Annotated in this window: 14 protein-coding genes; 2 read left to right on the top strand and 12 right to left on the bottom strand. The window is 44.0% G+C overall.

Annotation, left to right across the window (positions count from 1 at the left end; translation table 11 throughout):
• Nucleotides 1–8 precede the first annotated feature (8 nt).
• Nucleotides 9–875 carry a carbohydrate ABC transporter permease gene (locus tag AC58PV_RS02440; protein ID WP_497430698.1) on the bottom strand — a complete coding sequence of 289 codons (867 nt, stop codon included), beginning with the start codon at nucleotides 873–875 and terminating at the stop codon, nucleotides 9–11.
• 18 nt (nucleotides 876–893) lie between these two features.
• Complete coding sequence (locus AC58PV_RS02445) at nucleotides 894–1,862, bottom strand: ABC transporter permease (RefSeq protein ID WP_497430699.1); 969 nt, start codon at nucleotides 1,860–1,862, stop codon at nucleotides 894–896.
• 256 nt (nucleotides 1,863–2,118) lie between these two features.
• On the opposite strand from AC58PV_RS02445, the gene AC58PV_RS02450 reads away from it, so the two are divergent.
• Nucleotides 2,119–4,467 carry a helix-turn-helix domain-containing protein gene (locus AC58PV_RS02450; RefSeq protein WP_497430700.1) on the top strand — a complete coding sequence of 783 codons (2,349 nt, stop codon included), beginning with the start codon at nucleotides 2,119–2,121 and terminating at the stop codon, nucleotides 4,465–4,467.
• 777 nt (nucleotides 4,468–5,244) lie between these two features.
• On the opposite strand, the gene AC58PV_RS02455 is transcribed toward AC58PV_RS02450, so the two are convergent.
• The 7 genes from AC58PV_RS02455 to AC58PV_RS02485 form a co-directional block, all read right to left on the bottom strand.
• Nucleotides 5,245–5,916, bottom strand: coding sequence for an ABC transporter ATP-binding protein (locus tag AC58PV_RS02455; RefSeq protein WP_497430701.1), 672 nt, complete (start codon nucleotides 5,914–5,916; stop codon nucleotides 5,245–5,247).
• 85 nt (nucleotides 5,917–6,001) lie between these two features.
• A complete protein-coding gene (gene sigK, locus AC58PV_RS02460; protein ID WP_497430702.1) occupies nucleotides 6,002–6,541 on the bottom strand; it encodes an RNA polymerase sporulation sigma factor SigK in 540 nt (179 codons plus the stop codon).
• A 137-nt stretch (nucleotides 6,542–6,678) separates the two neighbouring features.
• Nucleotides 6,679–8,157, bottom strand: coding sequence for a sulfatase family protein (locus tag AC58PV_RS02465; RefSeq protein WP_497430703.1), 1,479 nt, complete (start codon nucleotides 8,155–8,157; stop codon nucleotides 6,679–6,681).
• Between the two features lie 30 nt (nucleotides 8,158–8,187).
• A complete protein-coding gene (locus AC58PV_RS02470; protein WP_497430704.1) occupies nucleotides 8,188–9,027 on the bottom strand; it encodes a carbohydrate ABC transporter permease in 840 nt (279 codons plus the stop codon).
• The gene (locus AC58PV_RS02475; protein WP_497430705.1) at nucleotides 9,024–9,965 is read right to left on the bottom strand and encodes a carbohydrate ABC transporter permease; all 942 of its coding nucleotides are present in this window, start codon (nucleotides 9,963–9,965) and stop codon (nucleotides 9,024–9,026) included. Before AC58PV_RS02475 ends, AC58PV_RS02470 begins: the two co-directional genes overlap by 4 nt.
• A 91-nt stretch (nucleotides 9,966–10,056) precedes the next feature.
• Nucleotides 10,057–11,538: an ABC transporter substrate-binding protein gene (locus AC58PV_RS02480; protein WP_497430706.1), complete on the bottom strand. Its 1,482-nt coding sequence runs from the start codon at nucleotides 11,536–11,538 to the stop codon at nucleotides 10,057–10,059.
• 164 nt (nucleotides 11,539–11,702) lie between these two features.
• Nucleotides 11,703–13,088: a response regulator transcription factor gene (locus AC58PV_RS02485; protein ID WP_497430707.1), complete on the bottom strand. Its 1,386-nt coding sequence runs from the start codon at nucleotides 13,086–13,088 to the stop codon at nucleotides 11,703–11,705.
• Between the two features lie 90 nt (nucleotides 13,089–13,178).
• Between AC58PV_RS02485 and AC58PV_RS02490 the strand changes: the two genes are divergently transcribed.
• Nucleotides 13,179–14,843: a sensor histidine kinase gene (locus tag AC58PV_RS02490; protein ID WP_497430708.1), complete on the top strand. Its 1,665-nt coding sequence runs from the start codon at nucleotides 13,179–13,181 to the stop codon at nucleotides 14,841–14,843.
• Nucleotides 14,844–15,270: 427 nt separating this feature from the next.
• Here AC58PV_RS02490 and AC58PV_RS02495 read toward each other — a convergent pair whose 3' ends face one another.
• The 3 genes from AC58PV_RS02495 to AC58PV_RS02505 form a co-directional block, all read right to left on the bottom strand.
• Entirely contained in the window at nucleotides 15,271–15,936 is a 666-nt protein-coding gene (locus tag AC58PV_RS02495; RefSeq protein ID WP_497430709.1) for an ABC transporter ATP-binding protein, read from the bottom strand.
• 95 nt (nucleotides 15,937–16,031) lie between these two features.
• Nucleotides 16,032–16,733: an RNA polymerase sporulation sigma factor SigK gene (gene sigK, locus AC58PV_RS02500; RefSeq protein WP_497430710.1), complete on the bottom strand. Its 702-nt coding sequence runs from the start codon at nucleotides 16,731–16,733 to the stop codon at nucleotides 16,032–16,034.
• A 213-nt stretch (nucleotides 16,734–16,946) separates the two neighbouring features.
• Nucleotides 16,947–20,855: an alpha/beta hydrolase-fold protein gene (locus AC58PV_RS02505; protein WP_497430711.1), complete on the bottom strand. Its 3,909-nt coding sequence runs from the start codon at nucleotides 20,853–20,855 to the stop codon at nucleotides 16,947–16,949.
• Nucleotides 20,856–20,886 lie beyond the last annotated feature (31 nt).

The raw sequence follows: 20,886 nt of genomic DNA on the forward strand, positions 1-20,886 counted from the left end.
TCCTCGAATTATCCTTTAACCGCACCTAACATAACACCTTTGGCAAAATACTTTTGTACAAATGGAAATATCAACATAATTGGCAGCGTTGTAGCCATGATGGCAGCTGCTTTGAGCGAAGCGGAAGTTGTACTGTCCGTTACTCCGGAATTGTTGGAAGCTATGTCAGCACCAGCTACGATGTTGCGAACGATCATCATGATCGGGTAGTTGTTTGAACTGTTCAAATAAATCATCGCATTAAACCAATTGTTCCAATAATAAACCGCTAGAAATAGACTCATGGTAGTGATAATAGCCTTGGAAAGCGGCAGTATAATGTAATACAAAATCTGCATGGGGTTTAAGCCGTCAATCATCGCAGATTCCTCAAGACTTTCGGGAATACCCTGAAAAAATGTAATCATAATCATTAAATAATAAGGCATAATACAGAATGGTATCACCAGAGCCCATATGGTATCAATCATCCCCAAAGATTTGACAAGCATATATGTAGGTATTAATCCTCCGCTGAAAAACATTGTAAACATGATGAACAATATTAATATTTTTCTCCCTTTTATAGGCTTGGATAAGGGATAAGCACATATGGTCAGCATAAAAACACCAATAGCTGTGCCGACAACCGTTTGAATGATGCCATTCTTAAAGCCGATAAAAATGCTGGGGTTCTGAAAAATCCTTTGGTACGACCCCACATTCCATCCGCTTGGAACAAGAGTGACATGCCCGCCCAAAATAGCGGCCGAATCGCTTAAGGATACCGCAAGAAGATGCAGAAAAGGCAGCAGAATCGATCCGACCACCAGAAGCATGAGAAGAGCATTGATGCACATGAATATTTTGTAGCTAACTGTTCTTCTATAAGACACGCATGCTCACCTCTGTACTCAATATAAAGAATATCCCGACAGCTTTCTGGACAAATAGTTGGAAGAAACAACCAATATAAGCCCAATAAGTCCTCCAAACAGCCCGACTGCTGTGGCGTAGCTGTAATTGTGACTTTGAATACCCATGCGAAACACGAAAGTATCGATGATATCACTGGTTTGCGAATTGCTTGGGGTATACATAAGCAAAACCTTCTCGAATCCCAAGCTCAGCAATTGGCCTAATGACAGAATGAACACAACAGAAATCGTAGGCATGATTTGCGGGATCGTCACATGAATAATCTGCTTCAATCGCCCTGCGCCGTCTATTTCTGCAGCTTCGTACAATTGAGAATCAACCGCTGTTAAGGCTGCTACAAAAATAATCGCATTCCACCCCATAAACTGCCATACATCCGATGTGATATACAACGTCCTGAACCATCCAGGCTCGTTCATAAAAAAGATCGGTTGCACGCCCAGACCGCTCAAAAGTTTATTGATGAGCCCGTTTGTAGGTGAAAGCAGTTCCTTCATCAACCCGATAACAACAACCGTGGATACAAAATTCGGAAAATAAGAGATGGTTTGAATCACATTTCTGATTTTGCCCGCTTTGATTTCATTGACCAATAAGGCAAATATAATAGGGATGGGAAATGTTAAGACCAAATGATATATGCTTAAAAGCAATGTGTTTTTAAAAGCTACCCAAAAATTAATATCATGTAGAAACAACTTGAAATAAGTAAAACCCACCCATTTAACGCCATACATGGAACCACCCGGAACAAACTTGCGAAATGCCAACACGTTTCCGATAATCGGTCCATAACGAAAAACAATAAAATAAGCAATCGGCAGAAGAAGCAAAATATAGTAATGCTTATTTCTTTTAAAATACGAACGCCCCCGATACGCTCCTTTCTTTTTATTCAAAACAACACGCTTCTCGATGTTAGAATTCATTACATCATTTCTCATTTTTCCCCCTCCTTCCAGCTTTCCTTGTTTGGGTTGGTTCCTAAACTTAATATAATCACATTCCATTCCGCTCCGAAACGTACAATCTGGAGTAAACGCAATAAAAATCGCCTATTTCTAAGCTTTCCCCGTAGGACATTTCTTTAACTTGTATCATTTTTCTACTTTAATGGAACTTTATCTTACATACACTTGACACAAGATGAACATAAAAATATAATTTGTTAACATAGCGTCTGAAGGGGGGGATTCTGCTATGCTAGCGAAGATACGGAATTTCAAGAACGGTGGCTTCCGCAGCTTGCTCTATCGTTTCTTTTTTTTCTTTCTAGTTATCTCTTTATTGATTCAGACTGTTAATTTAATTACGAATCGCGTGAATCTGCAATATTTTGAAACAGCGCTTGAACACAACTACAATAAATCTCTTTCCAATGTGGCTTCATCTCTCAATAATGTGTTTAATGGTATTTATCAATCTAATTTTTTACTTTCGTTGGACGCCAATATTGTCGAACTATTTTCTTCGGACTATAACGTCGACAGTATTGCCAAATATGCTATTGTATCGCAAAGCATTCGCTCATTAAACCGGATTAATTCGATGAACGATTTTGTGGACAGCGTGTTTATCTACAAAAGAAAGGATAGCCTGATTGTTAGTGATCAAGGGACATACCCAGCAGCTTCTTTTTTCAAATCGATTGCCCCTTTGGACAAGTATCCGGAGCCCTATTGGCGAGCCTATGACGGGAAACTTAACCTATTCCAAATTCTTCCGCCCTCACGCTCCAAGAGAACCAATGGCGATGCCTTTATTATTCCAATTGTACAAACAGCCATTGCCGAGTACAGATCGAATGATCTGTATGTCATTAATTTAAATATCGAGCCCCTCCAAAAATTGTTAAACAATTATAAGCTAACCCCAAACAGCAGGCTCTTTGTAGTTGACGAGAATAAGCAGCTCCTTGCATCTACCGATTTCAGCGACAAGCTGGATCCCGAGCTTACTAAAGGAATAAACCAAGTCCTGTCACAAACTTCTCCAACACTGAAATTCAAAATCCATAACCGGAACATGCTGGCCATTCAGATGCATAATGATTTTTACTTTAAAAATATGGATATGATCGCTTTTGTACCAGAAGAAGATATCCTTAATAGCATGAAGAATGTGAGGAACTGGGGCATACTCATGTCTTTGGTAACGCTTGTTCTTTCCATTCTGCTTTCCATCGTGTTTAGTAAAAATCTATACGCGCCTATTCGTTCCTTGATTGGGAAGTTTTCACCCGCTTCACCCCCTCCCGTCAATGAGTATAAGCTGCTGGATACGGAAATTCACCGGATTTTGAATAACATGGACACTTTGAATCATAAGCTTTCCTCTGCATTTCCTTTAGCGATTGAGCAATGGTTTATGCGGATGCTTAAATTCAACCGTGTCCCAGATGATCGCAGTCTCAATGCATTTTTCAACAAAAGCGATCTCTCTTTGGAGCACGATTATTATGCAATAGGCTTAATCCAAGTTAAATTCTCCAAATTATTTTACGTGAACTATACGAAGCTTGAACAAAACACCCTGCATCAAAAAATGGTTAATGCTTGGAAAGAGCTTGTACCAACGGAATATCCCAGCTATTTTCTTGAAATCGAAGCCAATGTATTTTGTCTTTTAATCAACCTTTCCGCCGATGCGAAGCTGGACCTATATACAACGTATTTCGAGGAAGTTCTTCGTTTATTTCAACATGATGAGAATTTTAATGACTTTTTTGTGGGCATGGGTGAAATCCATGAAGGCTACATCGGTATGCAGCAGTCCTATCAGGAAGCGATGAAGTCGTTGTGGCGATTATCCTCATTCGATAACAAGCGCATCCATCTGTACAGCGAGAAGGACCAAGAATCCATCCATTATCTTCTTAGCAGCAGTGATGAGAAAAAGTTATTTAATTTATTGTTGTCGATCAAACAGACAGATTTTTTTGAATTTCTCCATTCCGTCATTCAGAAAAACATTGCGCTCGGCATCTCAGATGTGATGATCAAAGAGTTATATATGCATTTTTATAACATAGGAACGCAAGTATTGAAATATAAAGACAAGACACTTCCCGAAGCAACCTACCGGGCCTATATCCGCATGGTATTGTCGGAGGAAACCGCATCCGTTGATGGAATGACTGAGTTTATCTCGACCTATTTTGAGAAAATCATTCAAATCATCCAAGAGGGCAAGATCAACTTAGAAACCACTGCCTTCAAGCCTTTCATCGACGAGCACTACCATGAAGATATTAACCTGGAGCTATTAGCAGATAAATATAATACCTCTCCTAAATACATGTCCCGGCTGCTCAAAAAGGAACTCGGCATGCCGTTTCAGCAATATCTGCAAGAGCTGCGCATCCATAAAGCCAAGGATCTGCTAGCGCATTCCGATCTCTTTATCCAAGATATCTGGGCTTCCATTGGATTCAACAATCGTAACTCGTTTATCCGCTCTTTTAAAAATGTCGAAGGCATCTCACCCACTGAATATCGCAATGAGTACCGTATAAGCGCTTTAAACGTTGAAAATGAGTACGAGACTTAAAGATGAAGCTTAGACATGAGACTTAAATGGTCATATTGGTAGATCCCCCTCCTCGTTATAGACTAAATTTAAATAATCATTTTTTTGTTGTGCAAATGCATTCGTTTACTTCGCTCTTTTTCTAGCGTTATCAAAAAGTATTTTCTTTGGATATCAGTAATCTTCCTAATTTTATTGAACTCCGATATCTTCAATTATCTACTTGCTGTAAACGCAATCGTCAAACAGCCCCCAACTTGTTTTCGAGATGAGGGCTGATCTATATTTTTATTCAGGTTTAAATACACGACAAGTTCTACGTTGCGATGTGGACCACTGCAGCAAACTGTCCAACACTTCCTGATCTTAACTCCGGATTCTAATGTATCGGATCCCATCCATCGCTTCCAGCTACAACAGATTGTGTATTAATAGCTCCGGATTGAAAACTGCTGTTGCTGCTCCGAAAACACAATCGACGGTTCCCTCTATATATACTGCCTGCCCTGCTGTTTGCCCCAGCGGTATTGCGAATCGTGATGTTTTCTGCCGAAAACTCATTGCTATTGACAAAGACACTAGAACTGTTTGAGGTCCCCCCGGCTGAGGCAGCTGAATCACCCTAGGTCAAAATCGCCAATAAGTGTGATAAAAGGTTTTTTCGATGGATATTCACAAGGTGGTTAAGTTATTTAACCAAAACCTGACACAACCCCTTTCATTTAACTTGATTAATCAAATAGTCTCGTATAGCCCTAATCTGTTGCATATATGTTCTATCACAATTCATTAAACCAATTAATGCACCAACCGCTCATCCCGAAACCTTACAACCCGCTTCGCCTGCTCCGCTACCTGCCGGTCATGTGTAATCACAATAATTGTCCGTCCCTGATCATTCAGCCGCCTGAAAATATCCATGATCTCCGTGCCAGTCTTTGAATCCAAAGCTCCGGTCGGCTCATCCGCCAATAGGATAGGAGGATCGCCAGCCAATGTGCGCGCAATCGCAACTCGTTGCTGTTGCCCACCTGACAACTCCGATGGAAAATGCTTCCGGCGATCCAACAGATCAACCGATTCCAATGCTTGTAGTATCAGCGGCTCTCGCTGTTGCCTCGACAAGCCCCGATAAATCAACGGCAATTCCACGTTCTCATAAGCATTTAATCTCGGCAATAGGTTAAAATTCTGAAAGTCAAATCCGATTTTCCGATTCCGAATCTCCGCCAGCTGTGAATCCTTAAGCGAATGAATCTGCTTCCCGTCGAGCACATATAAGCCTTCATCCGAAACGTCCAAACAGCCGATGATATTCATCAGCGTGGACTTTCCAGAGCCTGATGGCCCCATAATAGCGACAAATTCGCCTTGCGCGATGTCTAACGTGATGTCATCTAACGCGCAAATCATTTCGCTGCCCATATAGTAAAATTTACTCACCTGCTTAATTTGAATTAAGGCTGTCATTGTCTTCGCCTCCATTATTTGATGCCAAATAAATGAAGATTGCGATTCCATTACAATGAATTCAATGCTTTTATAATCAATTCTTTTACCGCTTCGCCTTATAAAACTCATGATAAAGCTTCATTAAAGCCCGCTTCTCAATCCGCGACACATACGACCGCGAAATACCTAGCTCCTTCGCGATCTCCCGCTGCGTCCGCTCCTCGCCACCAAGCTCCAACCCAAACCTTCCGATGACGACTTCCTTCTCACGGTCATCCAAAATCTCCAGATTGCGATAGATCTTCGACTTCTCAATCTTCAGCTGCACCGCATCCACTACATCATCCGCTTCACTGCCGAGGATATCGATTAACGTAATCTCGTTCCCCTCTTTGTCCGTTCCGATTGGATCATGCAAGGATACGTCTTTCCGTGTTTTCTTCAAGGAACGCAGATGCATTAAGATCTCGTTCTCGATACAACGTGCTGCGAATGTGGCCAGTTTCGTTCCTTTATTCGGGGAGAAGGATTCGATTGCTTTGATGAGTCCAATTGTGCCTATACTAATTAAATCCTCGAGATCCTCGCCGGTGTTGTCGAATTTTTTGAGGTTGTGAACACGAAGCAAGGTAATTGTAGCCAACTATAATTATAAAAAATAAAGAGCTGCTTCTTTAGCAGCCCTTTGGAATTAAACTATCATCATTCATTCAATTGTGCATTACTAAACTCATGGTGCCCTTCATCTTCAATTTGTATAGGCTCTTACAAAACGGCCTGCTAAAAGCGTTGATTGGTCTTATGCGGGACCACATCCGCCGTTTCCTGATAAAATGTGAGCAATCGGTCCTTTAGTTCAGCGAGCACGCCGGCTAACGTAGGATCCTCTATCACGTTAACTGTTTCACCAGGATCGCTTTGCAGATCGTAAAGCTCATCCGACTCATATAAGCGCCTCACATACTTATGTGTTTTGGTGCGGCACATAACGGCCTTCGTATGCTCCGCTTCTTCACTCTGCTGTAAGCCTACGCGTGGCCAATATAAACCGTTTGACGTCGTTTGGGCGACACTGTCCCTCTCCATGCAATGAGTTTCGCCATGGATTCTGCCGCCCTCACAGAAGACGGCATCGCGATGCTCATCCGTTTCCCCCGCCAGAAGCGGTAGAAGCGAGTTTCCGAAATGGGTGTGCTCCGGCTTCAAATGAAGCAACGCTTCAACCGTAGCGGGGAAATCGATCAACTCCACCAAAGCATCGCTGACTCTCGGTACAATGGGAATGTGTTTCGGCGGCTTAATGACAAAGGGTACCCGGGTTAACGTATCCTCGAACGTATTTTGAGTTTTCTCCACTAGCCCGTAGTCTCCCGTAAAGTCGCCGTGATCGGAGAAAAAGAACACCGCTGTATCATCATAAATGCCAGCTTCTTTCAAGGCATCGAGAAGCAATCCGAACTGATGATCCACCCTGGCGCACATACCGTAATAGGTTGCCCGTAGCTCGTCCCAGCGTTCCTCTGTCCATGTCTGCAGATTTTGCCTTTCGTAAATCCCCTTTAGCAGACTTGGCTTGCCTTCCCAATTGTCAGGGGCCGGAATTCTTGACGGCAACTTCTCCCTATCAATTAAGCTAAACCAAGGCTCCTCTACACCGTAAGGCGGATGTGGGTAAAGCAAGGGCAAGTAGAGGCAAATCGGCTGGTCCTCGGGAGCGTTCTTGATAAACTCGATAGCTCCTAACACATTCGCCCAATCGTTGTCATAATAAGCCTCCTCAGCCGGGTCTTTTTCAAGCTTCCCCGCGTAGAAGGAGTAATAATTGTCTCCATCGGGCTCACCCCTCCACTGATCATATCCGTGCAGGTTTGTCTCTGGTCTTGGTTGTTTGTCCGGTTTGTATTTGGTGTCACAGTAAGCGTCATAGCCATTCTCCGCAGGAACTAAGTCGTTCTTGCCGCCCCACCATACGGCGTAGCCCTGCTCCTTTAACGTGCGGAGAAGAACAGGCTCATCCGGTTGCATCATATGGAACATCGTGCGATGACCTCGTACATGTGGATACCAGCCGCTCATAAACGAGCATCGGCTCGGCGTACACACCGGATTTTGACAAAAAGCACTGCTGAACGAAACGGCCTCAGTTTCAACCAGTCGGTCGAGCACCGGCGTTACTGCCGCCTCATTTCCGACATGTCCGAGAACATCCCCCCTCCATTGATCAGGATTGAAAATAACGATATGCGGTTTTTTCTCCATTAAGATCAGCCTCCTTCTTAGCTTAAATGGTTATCCTTTAACCGAACCTGAAATACCTTCAATGAAATATTTTTGGAATGCAATAAATACGAGAATAACGGGCAACAGCGATATGGTTGCGCCCGCCGCCATACCAGACCAGTCTATCGTATGCTCGCCGGCAAATGAAAACATGCCGACCGCAAGCGTACGCAGCTCAGGTTTATTCAGTGTAAAGATCAGCGGAACAAAAAACGAATTCCATGTCCAAATGAACTGCATAATGACCGTGGTCGCGATAATCGGCTTTGATAGAGGAAGCATGATCTGCCAAAAGATCCGGAGATAACCACTCCCGTCCATCTCCGCGGACTCCTCCAGCTCCTTGGGCAAGCCATGGAAATAAGCCATGAACAGCAGGATGAACAACACATGAGCACCGGAGGATTCCGCTAAAATGACACCGGGCATCGTATTAAGGAGTCCCAGCTGTTTCACAATCAAATAAACCGGGATAATCGTGTATCCCTTCGGTATAAACATCGTAGCGCTGAAAACAATTACGAGCAGCTTTCTCCCCGGGAACTGAACACGTCCAAGCGCGTAGCCAGTCAATATGCACAGCAATGTAACGATAACGACCGTCGATACCGTCACGATCACCGAGTTTATGAAATAGTCCGAAAAGTGGCCTACTTTCCAAGCGCGCACATAGTTCGTCCACTGCAAGGATTCAGGAAGGAGCTTCAAACCCGAAGTGATGTACTCCTGATTCGTTTTCAGAGAAGAAAAGATCATCCAAATAAAAGGATAAATCCAGATGATACCGAAAACTGTCAGCAGGATATGAAACAATCCATCCGCTAGATGACTTTTTTTTCTTATCATCATCCTCTGCCTCCTGCCCGCTGCAGCAACTTCGCAAGGAGACCAAGAAGTGCAGTTAATATAAAGATAGCAACACCAAAGACAATACCCGCCGCCGACGCATACCCAATCTGAGGGAAACCGCTTGTGCTGAAGGCGAAATTATAAATGTACAGATCCACCGTCTCGGTTGCGTAGAAGGGGCCTCCGCCCGTTAAGGTTTTGACTAAATCGAATACGTGCATGCTGTTGACCACCGTCAGCAAAAGAATCACAGCAGCTACCGGTGTCAGCAGCGGAAGCGTAATGTACCGCAGCGTTTGCAGTGTATTCGCTCCATCCGTTTTTGCCGCTTCGTAAACGTCTTTCGGCAGTGATTGAAGGCCAGCCAGCCAATACACCAGCACCATGCCGAAAAATTTCCACGAACCGATTAGGATTAGTACGAGCATTGCGGTATCGGCCTGACCGAGCCACGGAATCGGATTAGAAAGAACACCCAACCCCATCAGTGCCTCGTTGACCAACGCATTTTCGTTCCCGAAAATGAATTTCATGACGATACCCACTGTCGATGTGGTTGTTACAACTGGTAAGAAATACACCGTTCGGTAAAATACCTTTCCTTTAAAAAGCGCTTGGTTCAAAATGAGAGCGAGCATGAGCGAAGTCGGCATTAGAATTAAGGTCTTAGCAGTCATATAGATAAGACTATTGCGAAAAGCATTCCAAAACGCATGTTCATGGACTAGCTTAATAAAATTATCCCACACAATAAAATTTTCGAGGGGACCGAATCCACTCCATTCGTAAAAGGAATACACGTAGCTCATCACGATAGGATATACGGTAAATGCGAGGAAAAACAGAACTTGCGGTCCAATCAAGGCGTAAGCCCACAAGTAACGAATTCGCGTCCGGCGGGAAGCCGGCCATCGAATGATGGAAGCAGTGCGTCTCAAGGATGTTCCTCCTTCTGGGCTGCGGCTCACTGCAAAACTCAGGCAGTTTCAGGTATAGGTCCTCCACTGCCCTGTTTCTTGTCGCACGAGCTTATTTTTTCAAATCGTTATACTTATCTGTCGAATAAGGTTGCTGAGGGACCCAGTTAGGGAATTGATAATCCGTCAGCTGCACGGATGTCCCGGACTTGTTTACTTTGTCTATCGATTCCTGCAACGCTTTGTTATAACCTGATGTCAACTGCGAAAGCTGGGCTTTCACATCCTTGACTTGACCTGCTAAATACCCCTCCAAAATTTTACCGACCGTTTCCTTCGGCTTTTTCCCATTCAGTTCCGTATTCACTTGAACCGCTGCACGGTTGCGTGTATACGGATGAGGCGAAAGTATAAACGTTTTATCCTGAATTTTCTGGGCTTCAACGAATTGAGGATTCTCGATCTTCACTGTTTTATTCTGGTCGATAATCGGTGACCCCTCGATGCCAAGTTCCAGCTGTTTGGTATAGTAACGATCCATGTAGAACTGCAGGAACAGCTTGACTTCCTCATAGTGCTTCGTATTTTTGCTTACATGCAGTGTCGCTTTCGTTTCCCCCTGGAACGCATAATATTGAGGCTTACCGTCCTTCGTCGGCAATGGCGCAACGCCAAATTCGTTAAACTTGTTATTTTGCTGAAGCTCTGAGGACAAAAATGTGCCGTCGATGACGAAAGCCGCCTTGCCTCCTGCAAATAAACTAGATGCTTCCCTATAATCGATCACCAGACTGTTTGGATGAAGCAGCTTATCGTCCTGAAGTTTTTTAATAAACTCGATGCTCTCCACATACCCTGGAGAATCGAATTCATACTGTCCTGTTTTCAGATTAAAACCGTCGTTGGGCACGACCTCTGATTTAATGGCCGAGGCCATCTGGCCCAAATAACCGCTTGCCAGCCAATCCGTTTTTACGCCCAGAATTAATGGATATACATCGCTGCTGCTCTGTTTAATTTTGGCCCCGACTGCAACGAGATCGTCCCAACTCTTGGGCACGTCATTTTCCGATAAGCCTGCGTTTTTCAACACATTTTTGTTATAATAGAGTACGTGAGCGTAACGGCGCGGCGTGAAATGAGGTAACGCATACACTTTTCCACTCAACGTTGTAAAGCCCTCGGTCCAGGTTCCTTCGTAAAATTTATCCTTGTTACCTTGTACTACATCGTCAATATCACGAATGAGACCAAGACGGTTCAATTGATCTACAGGAACTGCATTGGTGTTGGCAAAAATATCCGGTAAGTCGTTGCTTGCGACAGCGGCCTGCAGCTGGGCACCATATTGAGAGGACGCGATTGCGGGCAGCTCCACCTTAATATTAGGGTATTTTGCCGAGAATTCTTTGATCGCCTGCTCTAACGCTTGCTGTGACTCTGGCCAGCGGTGCCAAAACTTGATTGTAACCTGCTCCTTGGTTTCAGCTTCTATCTTCTGCTCGGCTCCACTCGATCCATTATCCGAGCAGCCGCTGATGACAATCCCTGTAGCCAGCAGCAATGCTAAACTAGTTAACCCTTTTCTTTTCATAAATCCTAACCCCTCCGACAAGAAATTTTCGCATCGCCGGTCTTCCGGTAGACATCCATTAAAAACACATTGGTTTACTAGGTTTTAATGTAACTAAATATTACGGTATTTGAAGGCTATTAACAGCGAGAAAAATTTAGCCTCTAGGTGAATTTTTTAGCCATTTATTTTTCTCCGATGCTCGATCCATATTGTTTCCGATAATCTCCCGGCGTCATTCCCCACTCGTTTTTAAATAACAAGGCAAAATATCGATGATCCTGATAGCCTAAGCTTTCGGCAAGTTTCGCAATCGACATCTCGCCGGATATCAGCAACCGCTTCGCCTTTTCCATCCTCTTCCGCGTCAGGTATCTGACAAAGTTTAGCCCAGTTTGCTGCTTGAACATTCGACTAAGCGTGACTGGATGCACACCGACCTCTGCAGCCAGCGATTCCAAGGTGATGTCCATGTCGGTACGCAGTTCCAGAAGACTCAGTGCTTTTTCAAACCAATCGCTGGAACCTTTAAGAACAGTGGGAGGATGCAGTTGTTCAACACGCTTCATCAGCCACTCCTGCAACCAGGTCTTCAGCTCCTGCCAGCTTTGATAGCGCTCAACCTCTCGCAGCCAAATCTCCTTTGGCCCATGTTCCAATATGCTAAAGGTTTGTCCTTCGCTTAAGTCCGAATCCAATAGAGAAACGAGTTTCGCGCATTCCTCCCGGACCACATCGGCATGCAGTCGTAGCAGCTCCTGGATCCATGTAGACAGATCTTCACCCAACTTCTCCCGGTCCGCTGTCTTCACTGCTCGAACAATACTCAGCTTAAATCCGCCTGCCGAGTCCGCACTCTGCTTGTAGCGTCCACTATGAACAGCTCCGTTTCCAAAAAAACATTTCGTTTCCCATGCTTTCCACGCCGCTGGCCATATACGGGTCAGCTCACCAGAATCTCGAAAGCCTCCCCCAATGTAAGCGGGCTCCGCTGCCACAATCTGGAGTCTCTGCCCTTGGTATTCAAATCCACATATCGCGTTAGAATCAGTTTCGCCATGAACCGATCCGTTTTCGAATATAAGTGACTTCAGCACGCGATCGTCAAACCAATGAGAAACGTTCCTATAGTATATACGTTGAATTTTCGTTTCCTTCGCCGCTACACCTTGCAACGCCCCGCTCAACTCCATTCCCAAGCGTTCGGTCAATCGATCATAGGTCGTATGTACGATCTGCTTTAATTCATCGATATCGGCAGGTTTAAGCAAATAATCGGAAGCACCAAAATGTACCGCTTTCTTCGCATACTCAAAGTGACTGTAGCCTGTCAACATGACGACTTTGGTCTTGGGCAGAGCGTCCATTACCTTCTCCAACATATCAAGGCCATCCAATTCAGGCATTCGGATATCAAGAAAGACGAGCTCGGGACGTATAAGCTTAATTTGCTCCAACGCCTCAAATCCGTAGCCTACATCAAAGACGTTCGCATAGGGATGTGATTCCATTAATTTCAAAACGATGCTGTGCCGAACTTCCTTCTCATCATCTGCTACGCATATTTTCATATGATCTCACCCCACCCACTATTTTTAGTGTAAAATAACAAAAGTATCTGACGTCAAAATACAAATACGCCTCCGGAAGGAGAATGCTTTGTGCGCAGCTCACTCCGAGCCATGCCGCTTTCACTCAAATACAAAATTTTAGTGATTGTGCTTATTATCACGATTGTACCCGTCCTACTCGCCAGTCTAAGCTGGCACTATCAGATGGTTCGCTCCAGCCTGCTTCATTCATCGGCAGTATCTTCTCAGTTCGCCAGCTATGCCGCCAGAGAGTTCTCGCAATCGGTTCAAGAAATTAACCAAGCACTAGATCCACTACTTATTGATTCGAGCTTTCAGAAATACATCAAGATTCCTAAAGACGACATCGTCAGTCAAGCTGGTAGCATCCTTACATTTCGACCCAAGTTGGACCCCTTGCTTCAATCCCATCAAGAAATTGAGGGCATCACTTATTATGACAAGGAAGGCAAAATACTTTATAATTCCAATCAGAAAAGTATGAATTATGATTATGACTTTGCTTCAGATCCGCTTTTTAACAAAGTAGCATCCGTTAACAAATCCGTGCTAAGCCAGCTGCACCTTACACTTTATACATTAGGAAACCCGCAGGAAAGCATCTCGCTTATAAGGCCGGTCACTTACTTGATCAGTGGAGAAATTGACGCGTGGCTAATCGTCGACATAAAATCCGAGCATTTCCGAGCTCTTATGAAGGGAACCTTCAAAGCTGACGACGGTCAAATCCTATTATATCACCCTGCTAGCTCTAACGTCATATCCAAACAGCCTCTTTCTAGAGAACTTCATGAAGCTCTCGATCTTGCTCTTAAAAAAAAGCAAATTCCAGGCGAAGAGCTTCTATTCGAATCGGAAGGGGAACACTACGAGGCAATTGCCCAAGAAATTATTCCAAAAGGCTGGCAAATCGTGCTGTTGACCCCATTCGATGCTATAACGCAGGGGGTTAAGGAATCCAGGATATGGACCCTGCTCATTGCCTTCCTAAGCATCATAGCTGCTTGTTTCATCTCATTCCCATTGATTTCCGGGTTACGACGAGTTGAACATCAATTGTACGAATCCAAGGTGAAGGAAAAAGAGAAACAACTGTTGCTGCTCCAAGCGCAGATCAATCCACATTTTCTGTTTAACACCTTGGAAACGATTGAATCCTTGGCCATGAAGCTGAATGGCGAAGCGGTTCGCGACTTGGTCCAGAGTGTATCACGAATGATGAGATATAACGCAAGGAGTGATCATGGCTGGTCCACAGTGCGCGAAGAAATCGCGTTTGTTACCCATTTTTTAAGAATTCACCGCTACCGAAATGGTATTGAGGTTACGTGCAAGTGGGAGGTCAGTCCAGAGTTGATGGATGTGCCGGTCATGAAGCTCGTGATCCAACCGTTTATCGAGAATGCCCTTAAATATGGATGGACTCCTGCAATGAAGGCGGACGATTTTACTCTAACCGTTCGTATTCATAGGCAGGACGCCTGGCTTTTCTTCCGTATTGAAAACACAGGTACCTCCATAATGGACACTGACTTGGAGAAAGTCAACAAGCTGACTCGTGGAGAGTTTGACAGCGATGATCCTTATTTTCATCAGCACACCGGTGTATCCAATTTTTACCAACGACTAGTACTTTCCTACGGCGACTCGGTCCTGATGCATTTCTCCAAGGTGTCTGATCGGGGAACAACTGTGGAATTTCAGATTCCGTTCAATATGAATTCTATCGTATAAGCGTACTCTTTCGGCTATCAATGATTTAAAATCCATCTCCCATACGACTGGTTGGTTTACAAAGGGCTTTACCATGTCAACACTTGGTTTGTCGAAGCCAACAAAACCGGAGATGTCTAATATTAGAAAACGGAGCCTGCAAACCTGCGGTTCTCCGTTTTTATTGTTGCAGAATTCATTTTAGAAATAATTTAGGTTATTAACTTTGTATGCATTAATATACATTCAATGAACTCCCTAGAAATATAAAAAGTGAAAGTTCACAAAAGATTACTTGTTCGAACGAAGTCATCATTTCCTTATTTCAAATATATAAGGCTTCTCTTACTAAAGAGCAAAAAGAATAATGCCAGTTTTTCCAGCATAAAAAAAGAACCCCACATATATCCCTTGGAGTTCTGGTCTTAACCCATTTATTTTAAACATACTATAACAACCGCCCATCCCGAAACCGCACAACCCGCTTCGCCTGCTGCGCTACCGCATTATCATGCGTAATCACAATAATTGTCCTACCCTGATCATTCAGTTTCGTGAATATATCCATAATCTCAATACCTGTCTTCGAATCTAACGCTCCCGTAGGCTCATCCGCCAAAATGATCGTTGGATCACCCGCCAACGTTCGCGCAATCGCCACCCGCTGTTGCTGCCCGCCAGATAATTCCGAAGGCAGATGCTTCCTGCGATCCACCAAATCCACGGCTTCCAAAGCTTTCAATACAAGTGGCTCTCGTTCTTTCCGCTTCATCCCCCGATAAATCAACGGCAATTCCACATTTTCATAGGCACTCAATCGAGAAAGCAGGTGAAAGTTTTGAAAAACGAACCCAATCTTCCGATTCCGAATCTCCGCTAACTGCCAATCCTTCATCTGATTAATCGCCTTGCCGTCAAGAACATACGTTCCAGTGTCCGACACATCCAAACACCCGATGATGTTCATCAGTGTCGACTTCCCCGAGCCTGACGGCCCCATGATCGCGACAAACTCCCCTTGCTCAATTTCCAAAAATACATCATCCAACGCGCGAATCGTTTCTCCGCCCATCACATATTGCTTACAGACACGCTCAATCTGAATTAAGCTCATACTGTTCGCCTCCATTTTGCGATCCCAAGATCCCTAGCAATGAAGAATGCGACTTATTCAAAACGTGTTAAAATGGTGGTCATGACGCGACCATCTTACCGCTTCGCCTTATAAAACTCATGATAAAGCTTCATCAACGCCCGCTTCTCAATCCGGGACACATACGAACGCGAAATCCCTAGCTCCTTCGCGATCTCCCGCTGCGTCCGCTCCTCGCCACCGAGCTCCAACCCAAACCTACCGACTACGACTTCTTTCTCCCGGTCGTCCAATATCTCCAGATTGCGATAGATCTTCGACTTCTCAATCTTCAGCTGCACCGCATCCACTACATCATCCGCTTCGCTGCCGAGGATATCGATTAACGTAATCTCATTCCCCTCTTTGTCCGTTCCGATCGGATCATGCAAGGATACGTCTTTCCGTGTTTTCTTTAAGGAACGCAGATGCATTAAGATCTCGTTCTCGATACAACGTGCTGCGAATGTGGCCAGTTTCGTTCCTTTGTTCGGGGAGAAGGATTCGATTGCTTTGATGAGTCCAATAGTGCCTATACTAATTAAATCCTCCAAATCTTCCCCCGTATTATCGAATTTTTTCACGATATGGGCAACCAATCTCAAATTGTGTTCAATCAACTTATTCCTAGAGTGATCATTGCCTTCTGCCATTTGTCTAAGATGTAATTCTTCTTCTGCCTCGGTAAGTGGTTGTGGAAACGCGTTATTCTTGACATAAGATACAAGCAATGTGAGCTGCTTGATTAAGATGGCGATCGCACTAAAAAATCCTGGCATTCCAGCACCCCCTGAGTGTTTGCGGATCGTAGCTGACTCTGAAGCTCCGCTTTGCAGATTACTATTAGTGTATGTGGGTGTGTGCCTAGAAGTGCCTGTACCTTCTAACTTAGATGAAGAAGTCATCTTTCGATCCATTTACTTACTTACAAAAAAACAAACGGCACAGGGATTTTTCCCATGCCGTTTAAGATTACATTTCCCGATTTTTCCTTATTTGGATAACAGGCTATATAGAACTTGCGCGACTTGCGCTCTCGTCGCTTCGCCTTGCGGATCGAGCTGGTTATTGCTTCCCACGATGATACCACTCTCCACGAATGTGCGGAAAGCTGTACGTGCGTAATCAGTTATTTCTCCAGCATCGTTAAAGTCTGTTACAGAAGCTCCTGTTTTACCTTCAGGAAGCTCTCCCAACTTCTCAAGCGAGCGATATAGAAGCGTGAACAGATCTTGACGCGTAATGACTTGATCTGGTGAGAATTGGTTATTACCAGTTCCAGTCGCTATGCCGAGATTCTTGGCAGCTGCCAAGTAGCCTGTATAGTACGTGTTTCCTGCGTCGATGAAGTTTGCCGTGCCGCCGCTCGTTAAAGCATCGATGCCGTAGGCTTTCAAGAGAAGGACGATGAATTGCCCTCTGGTTACTGCTTGACTCGGGCTAAAGCGGGTGTCGTCCGTACCACCTGTAATGTTTCGGGCCGCAAGGTAACTAACCGCTTGATTGTACCAGGCTGAATCCTGTACATCTGTGAACGAAACCTTGTTATAACCTATGACATATTCGGAGAAGTGGGTCGTCGTGAAATCGACTGTTCCCGTTGTCGCGTTAAATTGCCCTCGAATTGTCGATAGCACGCCTTGGTCGCTGATATAATACACAATAACCGATTCAGGTGATTCTCCTGCTCTAAGAACATAAGGAAGACTAATGTGAACGATACCTCCACCGAAAGATGACACTTTGCTATCGCCTGCGAATACGGAGAAATCGTATACAGGACGATCGCCTAGCAATTCCTTCTGATCAGCAGTCAGCTCCGTCTTCGAGATGACGATGTTGATATCACCAGTCGCGGTTGCTGCGTTAATCGTATCGATCGCTTTAGCATCGAAGGTAACAACTCCAACATTACCGTAATCGACTTTTACTTCTGCGTTCGTTCCAGTCGCTACCTCGTTAAACGAAGATCTTGGAATCGACAGCTGAGCTGTCTTCGTTTGCTCGGTCGATTCAACCTTCAATTCGACGACGGCAGACTTTCCTTCCGTCTCCGATCTCTTGGCACTATCTACGAGACTTGTAACCGTATCCTTACCTACGGTTGCCAGAGTATCGCCGGTTATCGGATCGGTCTTGGATGGAACAATAACGGTCACCTTATCCGCGTTCCCAGTAACTGGCGACTTCACAACACCCGTGTCGACCGGAGTGATCGGGGGATTCGAAGTCGTAGTTGGCGTTGGCGCCGGATCGTAAGAAGACGGGGCCACATATGCAGGTACGACGACTACGGTTGCATCACTCTCATGGAAAAGCTCTTTCGCTTTGTAACGAATCTGATACTCACCTGCCGTTAAACCCGTTATCGTCGGATACGTAGCGTCTATATAGCTCGTATCTCCTGCTTTCTTGAACTCCAAGCCCACTACTGTTCCTATAATCGTACCATTCGACCCATTTTCGAACATAGGTGCAGTTGCAGTAAGCCCAATCGGCTTAGTTTGCTGTCCTTTGACCTTGATTTCAATGGGTTGACTTGCACCCAACTGGCCATAAACCGCATATCTGACGCTGTAAACGCCTGGAACCAAATTGTCGATCGAGGAAGCGGCTTCTGGCAATTGCAGATACGCACCGCTGCTAGGCTTCAATTTGTATTCGATGATATAGCCTTCATGGTATTCCTCTCCGTCTTTCCATCCCTGGATTTTGCCGTCTGTGTTCAGTAAAGACGTATCGACTGCTGTTAGATGGGACGGAGGCAGCAATTCACTGTATCCTGCTACAATAACCGACGTCGTAGCACTCTCCTCGAGCCCTAATTGGGCTTCATATTTGAATGTGTACGTACCCGGCGCTAAATCCGAGATTGGAAAACTAGTTACTGAACTATACGTAGTCGCTTCCGAATGTTTATAAACAAGTCCTGTAACCGAAATTCCGTTATTTGCCGTAATTTTCCCATCGTTACCTTGATACGTCGCTTCCGCTACGCTAAGTAAGCCAGTTGGCGCCCCTTGGAAAATGTTTGCACCATGTTCTGCATCATATAAACCATTTTGTATAAAATGGTCGCTGTGCATTTTCATTGAAGCAGGCATACCACTCATATAGAACGCGCTGTTATGTCCGCCATTTCTGATGTCAAAGCCGTTTGGAATCTGCATCGAATCTAGATAATCGTGGATAGCAATTGTACCATGATAATCAACCATCGTATCCTGCAATCCGCAATCGACATAGAAGTCATAAAGATCAAGTTGTTCTTTTGTTAAAGTCTTTAATGAATTTAGTGCATCCGTAGGTAAGAAACCCATATGGCTGGCAACGGATGAGTACAACTCTGGATGTGTTGTGCCAAGTGTCATAGCACCGTAACCACCCATGGATATACCCGTTATTCCTCTAAAACTTGCATCATTAATCGTTCTGTATTTAGCTTCAACTACATTTCTTAATTCGTCAGTTAACTGCGTTGCCCATGGTCCTGTAGTATCAATAGCATTTGGATTAAGTGTAGTATCTTTATAGAAAGCATTTTTACCGCTGTCCGGCATAACAACGATCATCTTCGTTATATCGCCGCTAGCAATTTCCTCATCCATAAATGCTCCAATATGGTCTACATTCAAGAATGAACTGCTGCTAGAATTAATTCCATGCAGTAAATAAACTATAGGATACTTTCTTTCTGTATTCTGCCAGTAACCTTCAGGAAGATAGATACTATACGTTAATTTCTTATTAAATAACTTAGAATCGTATGAAGTAGAGTAACTTCTGCTCCAGTTACCAAATTCGAGTGCTACACCATTTATAATTGCATAACTTACTTCTATTGCTGCATTGTTTAAGATGGTTTCCGGCTTATTAGTAGCTTTGTTGGTACCTTGCATTGTACGTTTGGCTGAATACCAAATATTATTGTAAATATCTCGAAAATAACCTACATTAGTATCAGTTATAACGATGTCCGTGTACTTATCAAAGTAAGACTGGATTTCAGCTAGTTTTGCTTGTTTATTGTCGCCATTATTTGAATAATTATCGGCTATTGTTTCCACATATTGATTGATATTGTTTGTCTGGAGTGATTGAATCTGTTTTTCAATTGTAGCATCCACTTCAGGTGAAGTAACCTTTGCAGTCGGTAAACCTTTAACTGCACGTACGGCCAAATCGTTTCCGGCTATGACGATTGGTTTTCCAGAGTAGAAACCGCCGTAACTGTTGTTATTATATACACGGATTGCAATTTCATTAGTTTGTCCCTGCTTTAGTAAACTTGCTGGAATTGTATATTCCCTTTGTACTTCCCAATACGATTTCTCAAACTTTACTTGCTTCGTTACGTCAGCATTCTTATAATCAAATCCACCTAATTCGGATGGATTTGTTTTCTTTCCAGTACCATCAATAAACCCGCTAGATTGAACGAGTTGTCCGTTGATATAAACAACATCAAGGTCGTCGATGATACCTAACAGTAACGTAACATTATCATTAACCGTGAAGTCAGTTGGCAAATCAAAGTTTCTTACCATCCAAGCTTCTGACCAACTGGGAAAGAAATTAGTAGCGTCAATGCGTTTTAAAGGCAATAATCCACCAGTTGATATATCGTCACTTGGTATCGCTACTTTTTCCCATGAATGCCAGGTATCCGATGATGGTTGTTTCGCCAACTCACTATCTTCCCATGTAACTCTTACCGTGTCATTCAGGAAATTCTGAAACATTCTATTATAGGTCCTGTAGAGCTTAAAGTTCCAATCCCCTTTTAACTCAACATACTTGCTAGCATCATCATTAGCAGCTGACACTTGTTTAGGAGATGTGAGAACTGATGATCCTATAATAATTGTCAGCATCAAAAAAATGGCAAAAATCTTTTTCATACCTTTCTCTCCTCCTCACAGATCATGCCCG

The sequence above is a fragment of the Paenibacillus sp. J22FR83 genome (assembly GCF_059691955.1).

Coding starts and splice junctions, on each gene's coding strand:
- AC58PV_RS02495 (WP_497430709.1), bottom strand. CDS start 15,936: ATGAGCTTAATTCAGATTGAGCGTGTCTGTAAGCAATATGTGATGGGC.
- sigK (WP_497430710.1), bottom strand. CDS start 16,733: ATGCCAGGATTTTTTAGTGCGATCGCCATCTTAATCAAGCAGCTCACA.
- AC58PV_RS02465 (WP_497430703.1), bottom strand. CDS start 8,157: ATGGAGAAAAAACCGCATATCGTTATTTTCAATCCTGATCAATGGAGG.
- AC58PV_RS02505 (WP_497430711.1), bottom strand. CDS start 20,855: ATGAAAAAGATTTTTGCCATTTTTTTGATGCTGACAATTATTATAGGA.
- AC58PV_RS02455 (WP_497430701.1), bottom strand. CDS start 5,916: ATGACAGCCTTAATTCAAATTAAGCAGGTGAGTAAATTTTACTATATG.
- AC58PV_RS02480 (WP_497430706.1), bottom strand. CDS start 11,538: ATGAAAAGAAAAGGGTTAACTAGTTTAGCATTGCTGCTGGCTACAGGG.
- AC58PV_RS02485 (WP_497430707.1), bottom strand. CDS start 13,088: ATGAAAATATGCGTAGCAGATGATGAGAAGGAAGTTCGGCACAGCATC.
- AC58PV_RS02470 (WP_497430704.1), bottom strand. CDS start 9,027: ATGATGATAAGAAAAAAAAGTCATCTAGCGGATGGATTGTTTCATATC.
- AC58PV_RS02445 (WP_497430699.1), bottom strand. CDS start 1,862: ATGAGAAATGATGTAATGAATTCTAACATCGAGAAGCGTGTTGTTTTG.
- AC58PV_RS02450 (WP_497430700.1), top strand. CDS start 2,119: ATGCTAGCGAAGATACGGAATTTCAAGAACGGTGGCTTCCGCAGCTTG.